Origin of the sequence: Pseudomonas sp. BRG-100 (assembly GCF_000737955.1) — a bacterium.
Lineage (GTDB): Bacteria > Pseudomonadota > Gammaproteobacteria > Pseudomonadales > Pseudomonadaceae > Aquipseudomonas > Aquipseudomonas synxantha_A.
In genome coordinates this window covers 4868669-4882142 of the sequence record NZ_JPRX01000001.1, presented here as the reverse complement: position 1 = coordinate 4882142, position 13474 = coordinate 4868669, and the positions used below count along the sequence as shown (strand labels likewise).

Below are 13474 nucleotides of genomic sequence, written 5' to 3'. Positions count from 1 at the left end.
AACTGTGAGGGAGTACGCGTGACAAAATGTGGGAGGGGGCTTGCTCCCGATGACGGTGTATCAGTCGAAGATGTTGCAACTGAACTACCGCTATCGGGAGCAAGCCCCCTCCCACATGCAATTGCGTCAGACTTTAGCGAGCGGCACCCAGTTGGCCCTTCTCGTCAGAGAACACGATTTCCACCCGGCGGTTCTGCGCGCGGCCACGCTCGGAGGCATTGGCTTCCACCGGGTATTGATCACCGTAACCCTGGACTTCGATACGCTTGTCGTCGACACCCAGGTCCATCAACAGGTCTGCCACCGATTGGGCGCGGTCACGAGACAGTTTGAGGTTCTCCTGCTCGCCCCCGGTGTTGTCGGTGTAGCCCTCGATACGCACCCGACGCTTGGGGTTCAGTTGCAGAAACTGCACGATCTTGAGCACGGTGCGGCTGGCCGAGTTTTGCAGTTCGGCTTCGCCGGTATCGAACAACACATCCCCCAGGGTCATCACCAGGCCTCGGTCGGTCTGGGTGGTGAGGCTGGCGATCTGCGCTTCAACCCACTTGCCCTGCTGCTGCACACTGGCCAGCTTGTTTTCGCGCAGGGCCAGTTGCAGGCGCTGACGCTCCAACTCGAGCTGGGTGCCGCGCTCGGCATTGAGGCCCTGCTCGGTGTGTTCGCGGGCGATGGCACTGTAGCGCTGGCTCAGGTAGGCGTAATGCACCACGTCGGAGCCGCTGCCCCAGTAGCTGGACAGGCGATCGGCACGGGCCAGGGACTCGCCGGCGCGGATCACATCCTTGGGCGCAAAGCGCAGCACATTGGAGTCTTCCTTGACCTTCTGGAAGTCATCGCCCGCCTGTTGCAATGCCTGCTCGCTGCTGGGCTGGCTGGCGCATCCGCCCAGTGCCGCGCTGCCCAAGAGCAACGCACAGCTCAAACCACGGATCATCGGGCTCATTGCGCGTCTCCCAATTGCAGTTGCTTGCGCAGGCGAGTGATACGGGTATTAAGCACGTTCAATTGTTCCTGGCTCTTGGCGGTCAGCACTTTTGCCTCGGCCAGGCGCGCATCCAGCTCGGCCTGCTCGGCCCGCATACGCGCGCGCTTGTAGGATTGGTCGGCCATGTTGGACTTGGCCCTGGCGAATTTTTCTTCGGCCAGTTTCAGTTCGGGCGATTCATCGGCGTTGACCCCGACCGCGTTGGCTTGCTCCAGGGCTTGCTGGGTCAGGCGCATTTGTTCATTCGGCGCAGGATCGGTTGCACATCCCGCCAGAGCGACAACGGCGAGGGCCGCGAAAAGAGGTCGAAAAATCACTGTAAATCCCTACTTTGTTGGGGTGCCGACGGGTTGTTGCAATTGCGCTTTCCAGCGCTCCAGATTGCGCTGCAGCGCGGCTTGCGCGACACCGGACGCGGGCAATTCTGTCATCTTTTTGGTCAGCTGTCCGCGCAGCCAAGGATCATTGCACGCCGAGTTATGGGAAATCGCCAGGTACAACCCGGGCTGATCGACAGGCACCTCATGGGCGACCAAGTCGTTACTCATGCCCAAGGTCTGGGCCATGGCCATGCCGGAATAGCGTCCCGCCAGCACGTAGTCCACCTCCCCCAGTAACAGTTTCTGGAACGCCGGCGTGAGATTCGGCAGGCGTTGCAGGCTGAGCTGTTGGCCGGCGAAGGTTTCGAATTCAGTGCTCAAACGGGCGCGCTCCGATACCGCGCCCTTGTGGCCGTGCAGGTCAGCCGCCGTGGTATAGGCCAGCGGCGACTCCCTGCGCGTCCAGACCAGGTAGTCGGTCTGCATCAACGCCGGATGGATGTAGTCGAAGTTGTCCAGCTCACCGAGATTCAGTGGAGCATCAGCGAGAATATCCATGCGCCCGCTGCGCGCCTCATCCAAGGCCAGGGAGCGTTTGCCGCCGTAGAGCAGGTCGATTTTCAACCCAAGGTCCTTGCCCACTTGTTGCAACACGTCGGCGGTAGCGCCGATCAGGTGCGTGGGGTCCTGGGGGTCGCGCCACAGCAAGGGCGGTGCGTCCGGGCTGCCGGTGATCACCAGGCGTTCGCATTTGCCGGCGGCGAATGACAGGCTCGGCAGCAGCGTGAGGCCCAGCAGTAAAGTCCAGGGGCGCAACTCCATGGCAAGGTTCTCCTGATAAGTAAAAAAAAACCCGGTCATAAGACCGGGCTCTTTATAAGTGAAGCAGCTGGATTAGACCAGCTTCGAAAGCTCAGGTACGGCTTCGAACAAGTCCGCCACCAGGCCGTAATCGGCCACCTGGAAGATCGGTGCTTCTTCGTCCTTGTTGATCGCAACGATCACCTTGGAGTCTTTCATACCGGCCAAGTGCTGGATCGCACCGGAAATACCGACGGCAATGTACAGCTGTGGCGCAACGATCTTGCCGGTCTGGCCGACCTGCATGTCGTTGGGTACAAAGCCTGCGTCCACGGCTGCGCGGGAAGCGCCGACCGCAGCGCCCAGCTTGTCGGCCAGGGCGTACAGGTGTTTGAAGTTGTCACCATTCTGCATGCCACGCCCGCCGGAAACGACGATCTTGGCGGCGGTCAGTTCAGGACGGTCCGACTTGGCCAGCTCTTCGCCAACAAAGCTGGAAGTACCCGCGTCGTGGGCAGCGGAGACGGCTTCAACGGCGGCCGAACCACCTTCGGCGGCAACCGGGTCGAAACCGGTGGCGCGTACGGTGATGACCTTGACCGAGGCGTTGGACTGCACGGTAGCGATGGCGTTACCGGCGTAGATCGGGCGCTTGAAGGTGTCAGCGCTTTCTACCGAGATGATCTCGGAGATCTGGTCAACGTCCAGCTGCGCGGCAACGCGTGGCAGGATGTTTTTGCCGTTGGAAGTAGCGGCAGCCAGGATGTGGCTGTAGCTTTTGCCCAGCTCTGCAACCAGAGGAGCCACGTTTTCCGGCAACTGATGCGCGTAAGCGGCATTGTCAGCGTTCAGGACTTTGCTCACGCCTGCAATTTTTGCAGCCGCTTCAGCCACGGCGCCAGCGCCTTGGCCTGCAACCAGTACGTGGATGTCACCACCGATTTTAGCGGCGGCAGCCACGGTGTTCAGGGTGGCCGGGGCCAGCACCTTGTTGTCGTGTTCAGCGATTACGAGGATAGCCATGATCAGATCACCTTCGCTTCGTTTTTCAGTTTCTCGACCAGTTCAGCCACCGACTTGACCTTGATGCCCGCGCTGCGTGCAGCCGGCGCTTCAACTTTGATGGTCTTGTTGGTGGAGGCGGTGGAAACGCCCAAAGCATCCGGAGTCACCGATTCAAGCGGCTTCTTCTTGGCTTTCATGATGTTTGGCAGGGACGCATAGCGCGGCTCGTTCAAACGCAGGTCGGTGGTGACGATGGCCGGCAGTTTCAGGGAAACCGTCTGGGCGCCGCCGTCGATTTCACGGGTGACCGCAACACTGTCGCCACTCACTTCGACTTTCGAAGCAAAGGTACCCTGGCCGTAACCGGTCAGTGCAGCCAGCATCTGGCCAGTCTGGTTGTTGTCGCTGTCGATGGCTTGTTTGCCCAGGATCACCAACTGAGGCTGTTCCTTGTCGACAACGGCCTTGAGCAGTTTGGCAACGGCCAGGGAAGTCAGTTCTTCAGCGGACTCCACCAGAATGGCGCGGTCGGCGCCCAGGGCCAGAGCGGTACGCAGCTGCTCTTGGGCAGTGGTCGGACCGATGGACACCACGACGATTTCAGTCGCAACGCCTTTCTCTTTCAGGCGTACGGCTTCTTCCACAGCGATTTCGCAGAAAGGGTTCATCGACATCTTGACGTTAGCAAGGTCGACGCCGGAATTGTCCGCCTTGACGCGAACTTTCACGTTGTAATCGACAACGCGTTTGACAGCTACAAGAACCTTCATGGATTCCTCGTTACTCTCCGGTGAAAAGAAAGTCGCCTAGGCGAACCTGGCGGTTGATGCTCATCGGCACACAAGGGCACCTCCAAAGACCTCGGCAGTGGCCTTGCACACGGGAAAATGATGACCGTTCGTCAGCGGTGACTGAGAGGTCATTCTTTATCGCGGCGTGTAAACTGCACACCAGCTTACCTTTGGACGTGCTCTTGAAACCTGCAGTCTGCCTACGGGAAGCGCGAAACCGACCGTATCTTGACCGGAACGCCTATTCTGGTCAATACGGCAAAATGGTCAGTCATAAGCCCCGTTGCTTTGATTTACCTAGGCTGCGGGCAATTCAAACAAACGTTTGTATTGGACGCTGCCAGTGGTCTATATATAATGCGCCACCTAGAGAGACAGGTGGGTCGTGCCGTTGTGCATGACGCTACCGAACCTCCACCCATTAGAAAAAAAAGCCTGTTGAGCCTTGAGTAGGAGATAGCCTGTGGAACGCGAATACATGGAATTCGACGTGGTCATCGTCGGCGCCGGCCCGGCTGGCCTGTCTGCCGCCTGCCGACTGAAGCAGAAGGCCGCCGAAGCCGGTAAGGAAATCAGCGTCTGCGTGGTCGAGAAAGGCTCCGAAGTCGGCGCCCACATCCTCTCCGGTGCCGTGTTTGAACCCCGCGCCCTGAACGAACTGTTCCCGGACTGGAAAGCGCTCGGCGCCCCGCTCAACACCCCGGTGGTGCGCGATGACATCTATGTACTGCGCAGCGGCGATACTTCCACCAAGGTTCCCGACTTCTTTGTGCCCAAGACCATGCACAACGAAGGCAACTACATCATTTCCCTGGGCAACCTGTGCCGCTGGCTGGCCCAGCAGGCCGAAAACCTGGGCGTGGAAATCTACCCAGGCTTCGCCGCCCAGGAAGCCCTGTTCGATGAAAACGGCGTGGTGCGCGGGATCATCACTGGCGACCTCGGCGTCGACCGCGAAGGCAAGCCCAAAGACGGCCTGTACACCCCAGGTATGGAGCTGCGTGGCAAATACACTCTGTTCGCCGAGGGTTGCCGTGGACACATCGGCAAGCAACTGATCCAGCGCTTCAACCTGGACAGCGACGCCGACGCCCAGCACTACGGCATCGGCCTCAAGGAAATCTGGGAAATCGATCCAGCCAAGCACCAGCCAGGCCTGGTGGTGCACACCGCCGGTTGGCCGCTGGACATCATGGGTAACGAGAACACCGGTGGCTCGTTCCTCTATCACCTGGAAAACAATCAAGTCGTGGTCGGTCTGATCGTCGACCTGTCCTACAGCAATACCTTCCTGTCGCCCTTCGATGAATTCCAGCGCCTCAAGCACCACCCGGTGCTGGCCCAATACCTGGAAGGCGGCAAGCGGGTCAGCTACGGCGCCCGCGCGATCTGCAAAGGCGGGTTGAACTCGTTGCCAAAGATGGTCTTCAAGGGCGGCGCACTGATCGGTTGCGACCTCGGCACCCTGAACTTCGCCAAGATCAAGGGCAGCCACACCGCCATGAAGTCCGGCATGCTCGCCGCCGACGCCGTGGCCGACCGCCTGTTTGCCGAATCCGAAGGGGGTGATGAACTGACCGCGTATGTCGACAGCTTCAAAGCCAGCTGGCTGTACGAAGAACTGTTCGCCAGCCGCAATTTCGGCCCGGCCGTGCACAAGTTCGGCGCGATCATCGGCGGCGGTTTCAACTGGCTCGACCAGAACATTTTCGGCGGCAAGATTCCTTTCACCCTGCACGACACCAAGCCGGACTACGCCTGCCTGAAGCTGGCCAAAGACAGCCAGAAGATCGCCTACCCCAAACCCGACGGCAAGCTGAGCTTCGACAAACTGAGCTCGGTGTTCATCTCCGGTACCAACCATGAAGAAGAACAGCCGTGCCACCTGAAGCTCAAAGACCCGAGCATCCCGATCGGCACCAACCTGCCGCTCTACGATGAACCGGCGCAGCGCTACTGCCCGGCCGGCGTGTATGAGGTGGTGACCAAGGAGGACGGCGAGAAGCGCTTCCAGATCAACGCCCAGAACTGCGTGCACTGCAAGACCTGTGACATCAAGGACCCTTCGCAGAACATTACCTGGGTAACGCCGGAAGGTGCGGGCGGGCCGACTTACCCGAATATGTAAGGCCGCTCGAATAGTGGTTCTACGATCAGGCTGCACCGGCTGAATCAATGGCTTCTTCGATTCAGCCGGTGGACGCGCTGTCAGCGGTGTTGAAATCGCTGATCGGCTCAACTGACGGCATTGGTTTTCAACGACTCCAACAATTCGACCATTTCTTCAAAAGATTGGTTATCCGGTTGAATCTGCTCCCTGAGCTCCCAAATACTGTAGCGGTCATCGGACTGTGCCAGGTTAACCCCTGCCGTCTTCGCCGAACCAAAATCCACCGGATAACACTTGCGAGTATTGGCGTCGTAAAGAATATTCCTTGCGGCCAAATCATTGTGAGCAATGCCGGCGTTTTCCAATTCGACCAGCATATTCAACACGCTGGCTGATAAGCCCTCTGGCAAGGCTTTATCCCCGACCATCAGTTGCTCAAGCGATTCTCCCGGCACTTTGGGCATACGCATATAGGAAACGGTGTCAGCAGCATTGCTGCCAAGGAACGTCGCACGCTGTTCTCCATAATATCGGTTAAATAACGCCACCTCATTTTTCATATCGGCAATGCGCTTGGCAGCCGGTAAAGGGAACGTTACTTTGATCACATAGTCAGCATCGTCCGGGTCGGCATACACCATCGCACGGGAGCCAAACCCGACGGGGTCTTTCAATCGTCCCTCAAGTTCATCCAGCCCACCGCCCGTGACTCCTCTTCGACGCCAAACACCCTGAGCATCGGGCTTGGCAACAATGGCGCTACTGGCCAACTGGTCGGGGTCATGTGGATCGACTACACGCAAAATGTAATGCGTGCCGTCCCCGGCATCAGGGGCATTGGCGACGTAATAGGGTCTGCCACCTAACTCGATTTCCCGCATACCTGGAAAAGAAGCGCCAGCATTGGGCGCTCTCATCAATTGCAGGTCGTTTGTCTGTGAGTCAAGTTCCCAGCGGTAGTGTTGGGCGGCAGTGCTATTGGTTAACGAGGGTTCTCCCAACTCTACATTTGCCTTCGCCATGGCAATTTCATGGGCCAGTTGCAGACCTGAGATCACCGCTGCGGCACCGCCGGCTACTCGATCATTTTGCGTCATGCCATCAACGGCGTCATGAACCCCGAAGACAATGTTGCCGGTGTTACCGATGATGGGCAGGTAACCGAAGGTATTGCCCCAAAATTCTTTCGCGGCTTTCCAGTTCTGCTGCGACGCACCAAAGACCTCAGTCTGGTCGGCCCACCTTGCGTCTTTTGCGTTAACAGCCTGAAAGTGAGAGGCAATGCCGCTCTTCAGATCGCCAAACTTCAGGTAATAATCGCTGTCTCTCGATTGGGTGTAATTGAATGTCTCCCGAACGGGTACGGCCCTATCCGCAAGCAGATTTTTTCTGCCTGGGAAGGTGGCGCTATTACCGTGAATAAGCGCCCCCAGCACGTAGTCTGCCCTTGGCCAATGCGCGTCTTTGCCGCCTTGCCGGTCACGGGCGTTGAAACTGTTCTGCACATGAGCACGATTTCTTTCAGCCCATTTGGCAAAGTCATCATCCCCGTGCAGTTCACTGACAGTGCCGCGTCTCAGATCGACCATTAAGCCTTTATCAGGTCGATGGTCATAATCACCGTGATAATGGACATAAGGAACAAAGGCATAACCTGCCAGAGAGTAACCGTATATATTTGGAACAACGACGTTTCCATTGTCCTCAAGTGTACGAATGATGGCTTTCTGGCCCGCCGGCGTAAGCTGACTGAACGTAGCCTTGTCGTCATGCAGACCTTGCAACGTCCCCTTGAGCACATAGGCGTCCGCTTTCCCCGAGCGCTCTGCTAGCTTGCCCTCAGGGTCGCGCATCGGCTTGGCTATTTCTTGCCCCCAATGACGTTGAAGTACGCTGCCCAGGGCCTCAAGGTCGTTGATCACTTCCTTGGCCTGCGCATTGATATGCATGCCTTGGGCGTTCAACTGGCCCCCCGGCGCCACTTTATCGTGCTTCAACGCACCGGCTGCAATTTGCCATGCCAAGTAGGTGCGTTCATCCTGATTAGTCAGATGCGAGGCACCATTGAGTTCCTTGACGTAAGACTGAAACGTCACCGTGATTTTTTGATGTGGGTCGTACCCCGCCGCCAGCAATCCACCGCTGAAATAACCTGCAGGCTCCAAGAACGGACGCAGGTGCTGGAATCTGATATTGCGTTGGCCTTCGTCGCCAGTTTCCATAGTCCGTATCTGCGCAACAACGCGACTAGCATAGGCATTGATTCGCCGTTCACGCTCGCCAAACGTATACCTTGCGGTAGGCGGTGTTACATCGAGCGAGCCGTAAATTACACCCTTGGAAAAATCAAGTTCGTGACTCGGGTCAGGGGCGACTGTCGTGTTGTTGACAACACTCACTTTCATGCCTGCCGAACCGTTAACCTCACCTGCGGTTACAGGGTTTGCAGGCAGCGCAGAAACGGATTGCTGAGTGCTGATAAGCATCGTATGAGTGAGGGGCTGAACTTTCACGCGCACTACCTCCTTGGTCCCAGACGCTAATTCGCCTGGTGCAATCGTGAGTGCATTACGAGCCAGAGCAGTTCCGTTGCCACCGCGCTTAAACAGTTATCAGGTATTGCCCCCCTATTCGATCTTCATGCAAGCAAGGCTTATCTGGCAGGCGTACCCGGCAGACTCAGGCGGCTCGCTCTTCACCAGGGTTACGCAAAAAGTAACGCTTATATTCGCGACTGAACTGCGACGTACTCTGGTATCCCACGCTGTGCGCCGCCTGCGCCACGCTCATGCCCTCCACCAGCAGCAACTGTTGGGCCTTCAATAGTCGCAGGCGCTTGAGGTACTGCACCGGCGACAACAAGGTGCAACGCTTGAAATGTTCATGAAAGGTCGACGCACTCATGTGCGCATACCCGGCCAGCGTCTCGATATTCAGCGGTTCGGCATAATGGGCATGCAGGTGATTCAATGAGGTGGCGATGCGCGAAAACTGCCCCTGTTGTTCCACCAATGCACGCAGCACATCCGCCTGCGGCCCGCGCAAGGCGGTGAACAACAATTCGCGCACCCGCGCCGGGCCCATGATCCGGCTTTCCAGCGGATCGTGCAGGCACTGCAACAGCCGTTCGACGCATCCACGCATGGCGTCATCGAGCACCACCGAACTCATCGACTCCAACGTCTGCGCCGTAGGCGGCGGCCCGGCCTGCATACCCATCGCAATCACCAACTCGCCCAACACCACCCGGTCGATGCCCACCGTCACGCCATACAGCGGCGCATCGGGCGCCATGGCAAAAGTCTCGCACTCGAACGGCACCGGCATCGCCTGGATCAGATAGTGCCCGGCGCCATACTCCAGGGTACGCGGGCCCAAGTACGCGACTTTGCTGCCTTGGGCCACGAACATCAGGCTCGGCTCGTAGATCTGTGGCCCCCGCGCCACATCGCAACTGGCGCGCAATACCTTTACACCGGGCAGGTGAGTCGGGGAAAAACCGTCGCGGGATGCAAGGCCCTCAATCAAGGCGACCAGGGTGGCATTGGCATCGAGATGGCGGGTCAGCAACATGGCAAAAAACTTCGCGAATTAGGGATGAGAGCATCATCGCAGGTCTGGCGACCAATACATCCAAACTTGAGGCAGTGTCGGACGAATAGGCATGAGACTCGGAGCAATCGCCATGGCCGCCGGTGCGCTCGGTACGCAGAATGGCTCGCCTCACTTGTCATTGCTTTTTTGCGAGGTTTCTTCATGTACACCGCCATCGGTTATGCCGCCCAGTCGGCCACCACTCCCCTCGCCCCTATGTCGTTTGAACGCCGCAGCCCGCGTGTCGATGACGTGGCCATCGAGATCCTCTACTGCGGCGTGTGCCACTCCGATATCCACCAGGCTCGCAACGAGTGGGGCATTGCCGTGTACCCGCTGATGCCGGGCCATGAAATTGTCGGTAAGGTCACCGCCGTCGGCGCCAACGTCACCGCGCATAAAGTCGGTGATCTGGTTGGCGTAGGCTGCATGGTGGATTCGTGCCGCCACTGCGAAGCCTGCCAGTCAGACCTTGAGCAATACTGCCTCGAAGGCCCGACCATGACCTACGCCACCCCGGACCGCGTGGATGGCAGCAACACCATGGGCGGCTACTCCGACAGCATCGTAGTCAGCGAACACTTCGTGGTGAAGATCCCAGCCAAGCTCGACCTGGCCAGCGCTGCGCCGATCCTGTGCGCAGGCATCACCACCTACTCGCCGCTCAAGCACTACGGCGTGAAGGCCGGCGACAAAGTCGGGATTCTCGGCATGGGCGGCCTGGGCCATATGGGCATCAAGTTCGCCAAGGCCATGGGCGCCGAGGTGACGCTGTTCACACGCTCGGCGAGCAAGGCTGAGGAAGGCCGCCGTCAGGGCGCCGACCATGTGATCGTGTCCACCGATGCCGAGCAGATGAAGGCCGCTGCCGGGCACTTCGACTTCCTGCTCGATACCATCCCGGTGCAGCACGACCTGAACCCCTACCTCGATGTACTGCGCTTTGACGGCGTGCATATCCTGGTCGGCCTGATCGAGCCGGTAGACCCGCCCGTCAACGCCGCGAAACTGGTGCTGGGCCGTAAAGTGCTGGCCGGTTCGCTGATCGGCGGCATTGCCGAAACCCAGGAAGTCCTGGATTTCTGCGCCGAGCACAACATCACCTGCGACATCGAAATGCTCGACATCCGCCAGATCAACGAGGCTTACACGCGCATGATCGCCGGTGACGTGAAGTACCGCTTCGTTATCGACATGGCGAGCCTCAAAGCCTGATCAGGCTTTGGCGCCCAACTCCGCTGACAGCCGGGCTGCGACCTGCTTGATCACAGGGATCAGCTCGGCCATTTTCTCCAGCGGCATGTAGGGCACGGTACTGGCGATGCTGATGCCGGCGACAATTCGCCCGCCGGCATCGCGCACCGGTGCGGCCACACAGCGGATCGACGGTTCGTTGTCTTCCAGGTCGAACGCATACCCGCCCGCTACATACTCGCCCATGCGCTGTTCGAACTGCGCCCAGGATTGCTCCGGGTGCTGCGGCCATTGCAGGCTTTTGCCCGTCGCCGGCAAGCTGGCGTGGTACAGGCGCTGCCACTCCTGCGGCGAATCATCCAGCAACAACGCCTTGCCGATACCGGTGCGCGCCAGCGGCATACGGTGGCCGACCCGCGAGCGCATTTCCGGGCCATTGCGGCCAGGGTTCTTGTGCAGGTAAAGCACATCGTCGTATTCGCGGATCGCCAGGTGGATGGTGTCGCCGGTGAGCGCCGACAACTCGTCCAGATAGGGTACCGCCAAGCTTACCAACGGTAGCTCTTCGCGGGCCTGGAAGCCCAGCTCGATCAACTTTGGCCCCAGCAGGTAACCAACCTGCGGCACCACGCGCAGGTAACGCTCCTCGACCAGGCAACTGGCCAGGCGGTGGGTAGTGCTACGGGTAGTGCCGATACGCCGGGCAATCTCTTTCAGATCCCGCGCACCAGCCGCCACCGCGTGCACCACGCCCAGGCCACGCAACAGGGTTTGGGTACCGGTGGGGGCGGCGTCTTTGACGGGGGTGTGGGCGTTTTCCTGCATATCGGGCCTATGTGGTAGTACGAAAACGAGCGGCATTATGGCAAATACCGCCCTCCTGAACACAGGAGATCCAAGGTGGGAGCTGGCTTGCCTGCGATGGCGGTGGGTCAGTTAAAGATAGGCTGGCTGACAGCCCGCTATCGCAGGCAAGCCAGCTCCCACAGTTTAATCTTCACAGGGCGAACATTAGCGTTGCTTCATGCGGTCGATGATCACCGCCAGCAGCAGGATCGAACCCCGGATCACATACTGGTAAAACGTGTCGATGTTCTTCAGGTTCATCGCGTTCTCGATGATCGCCAGGATCAGCACCCCGGCAATCACATGGCGAATCATGCCGATGCCGCCGCTCAGCGATACGCCGCCCAGCACGCACGCAGAGATCACTGTCAGCTCGAAACCCTGGCCGATCATCGGCTGGCCCGAGGTCATGCGCGACGCGAGAATCACCCCGGCCAATGCGCCGATCAAACCGTGCACGGCAAAGATGATGATCTTGGTGCGATCGACATTCACCCCGGCCAGCAGCGCGGCTTCCTGGTTACCACCAATGGCCATGGTGTTGCGCCCATAGGTGGTGTAATTGAGCAGCCAACCGAAGAACACGAAACACAGCACAGTGATGATGATTGGCACCGGTACGCCCATCAGTTGGCCATTGCCGAATACGAAGAAATCTTCATTCATCACCCCCACTGCCTTGCCGTTGGAGAAGATGTACGCCAGGCCGCGCACGATCTGCATGGTCGCCAAGGTGGCAATCAACGCATTGATGCGCAGCTTGGCAATCACGATGCCGTTGATCAGCCCCACCACCAGCCCCATGGCCAGTGCCGCCGACACGCCGAGTACTACGCTGTCGGTGTCACGGATCACGATGCCCGCCACCACCCCGGCACAAGCGATCACCGACCCCACTGACAAGTCGAAGTGCCCCGACGCCAGGCAGAACAGCATGGTGCACGCGGCGATGCCCACCGTGGATATCGCCAGCCCCAGGCCGCGCATGTTCAGTGGCGAAAGGAAGTTGTCGATAAATACCGCGCTGAGTACAAAGATGCTCAACGCTGCCAGCAGCATCACCCAGTCGTCGAGAAACTTGCGCTGATTGAACCCCGGCCAGAAACCCTTTGCAGTTTTAACTTCAGACATAGCCAACCCCTCTCATTTCTTCAAGCCCGCGAACGCGGGAGCGCCAGTTGCAACAGGCGCGCTTCATCCGCTTGGGCGCGGGGCAGTTCACCGCTCAGGGCGCCTTCGCTCATCACCAGGATGCGGTCAGAAATACCCATCACCTCCATCAGGTCGCTGGACACCACGATCACCGCAATGCCGCTGGCCGCCAGGTTATGGATGATCTGGTAAATCTCCGACTTGGCGCCGATGTCGATACCGCGGGTGGGCTCGTCCAGCAGCAGGACCTTCATCGGCATCGACAGCCAGCGGCCAAGAATGGCTTTCTGCTGGTTGCCGCCGGAGAGGTACAGGATCTTCTGCGCCGCGTTCGGGGTTTTGACCCGCATCGCCTGGATCTGCCGGTCGGCGTTAGCTTTCTCCCAGCCGTCGCGCAACAGCCAGCCAAAGGTGGAGTGCGCATCCCGGGCACTGATGTTGATGTTTTCAGCGACGCTGCCCAGCGGGATGATGCCTTCCTTTTTGCGATCCTCCGGGCACAGCAAGATACCGGCGGCGATGGCGTCGCGGGGTGAGCGCAATTGCAGGGTTTGCCCGCACAGCTGCAGGCTGCCGGCGCTGGCGCGTTCCAGGCCACTGAGCAGGCGAAACAGCTCGGTGCGCCCTGCCCCCACCAGCCCGAACAGCCCAAGGACCTCGCCCTTACGCACCG

Annotated in this window: 12 protein-coding genes; 2 read left to right on the top strand and 10 right to left on the bottom strand. The window is 59.2% G+C overall.

Translation table 11 applies throughout. The features are described from left to right. Positions 1 to 133: 133 nt before the first annotated feature. The 5 genes from JH25_RS05755 to JH25_RS05775 all read right to left on the bottom strand — a co-directional run bounded on the left by JH25_RS05755 (position 134) and on the right by JH25_RS05775 (position 3884). Positions 134 to 946 carry an OmpA family protein gene (locus JH25_RS05755; protein ID WP_005790469.1) on the bottom strand — a complete coding sequence of 271 codons (813 nt, stop codon included), beginning with the start codon at positions 944 to 946 and terminating at the stop codon, positions 134 to 136. Next, positions 943 to 1305 carry a DUF4398 domain-containing protein gene (locus JH25_RS05760; protein WP_005790472.1) on the bottom strand — a complete coding sequence of 121 codons (363 nt, stop codon included), beginning with the start codon at positions 1303 to 1305 and terminating at the stop codon, positions 943 to 945. Before JH25_RS05760 ends, JH25_RS05755 begins: the two co-directional genes overlap by 4 nt. A 9-nt stretch (positions 1306 to 1314) precedes the next feature. Continuing rightward, entirely contained in the window at positions 1315 to 2130 is an 816-nt protein-coding gene (locus JH25_RS05765; protein ID WP_032881257.1) for a substrate-binding periplasmic protein, read from the bottom strand. A gap of 72 nt (positions 2131 to 2202) precedes the next feature. After that, positions 2203 to 3132: an electron transfer flavoprotein subunit alpha/FixB family protein gene (locus tag JH25_RS05770; protein WP_032879884.1), complete on the bottom strand. Its 930-nt coding sequence runs from the start codon at positions 3130 to 3132 to the stop codon at positions 2203 to 2205. Positions 3133 to 3134: 2 nt separating this feature from the next. Next, positions 3135 to 3884, bottom strand: coding sequence for an electron transfer flavoprotein subunit beta/FixA family protein (locus JH25_RS05775; protein WP_005790477.1), 750 nt, complete (start codon positions 3882 to 3884; stop codon positions 3135 to 3137). 484 nt (positions 3885 to 4368) lie between these two features. Here JH25_RS05775 and JH25_RS05780 point away from each other — a divergent pair, with 484 nt between their 5' ends. Next, positions 4369 to 6033 carry an electron transfer flavoprotein-ubiquinone oxidoreductase gene (locus JH25_RS05780; protein ID WP_032879883.1) on the top strand — a complete coding sequence of 555 codons (1665 nt, stop codon included), beginning with the start codon at positions 4369 to 4371 and terminating at the stop codon, positions 6031 to 6033. 107 nt (positions 6034 to 6140) lie between these two features. Here the strand turns inward: JH25_RS05780 and JH25_RS05785 are convergent, their stop codons facing one another. Continuing rightward, entirely contained in the window at positions 6141 to 8528 is a 2388-nt protein-coding gene (locus JH25_RS05785) for an OspG family effector kinase (RefSeq protein WP_032879882.1), read from the bottom strand. Between the two features lie 166 nt (positions 8529 to 8694). Next, the gene (locus tag JH25_RS05790) at positions 8695 to 9588 is read right to left on the bottom strand and encodes an AraC family transcriptional regulator (RefSeq protein ID WP_032879881.1); all 894 of its coding nucleotides are present in this window, start codon (positions 9586 to 9588) and stop codon (positions 8695 to 8697) included. Positions 9589 to 9771: 183 nt separating this feature from the next. Between JH25_RS05790 and JH25_RS05795 the strand changes: the two genes are divergently transcribed. Continuing rightward, on the top strand, positions 9772 to 10824 hold the full coding sequence (locus JH25_RS05795) for an NAD(P)-dependent alcohol dehydrogenase (protein WP_032879880.1): 1053 nt from the start codon (positions 9772 to 9774) through the stop codon (positions 10822 to 10824). Here the strand turns inward: JH25_RS05795 and JH25_RS05800 are convergent, their stop codons facing one another. The 3 genes from JH25_RS05800 to JH25_RS29120 form a co-directional block, all read right to left on the bottom strand. After that, a complete protein-coding gene (locus tag JH25_RS05800; RefSeq protein ID WP_032879879.1) occupies positions 10825 to 11628 on the bottom strand; it encodes an IclR family transcriptional regulator in 804 nt (267 codons plus the stop codon). A 186-nt stretch (positions 11629 to 11814) separates the two neighbouring features. Further along, positions 11815 to 12780, bottom strand: a complete 966-nt coding sequence (araH, locus tag JH25_RS05805; protein WP_005790489.1) for an L-arabinose ABC transporter permease AraH — start codon at positions 12778 to 12780, stop codon at positions 11815 to 11817. A gap of 20 nt (positions 12781 to 12800) precedes the next feature. Next, on the bottom strand, positions 12801 to 13474 hold a 674-nt coding region (locus JH25_RS29120; protein ID WP_236648067.1), incomplete at its 5' end, for an ATP-binding cassette domain-containing protein.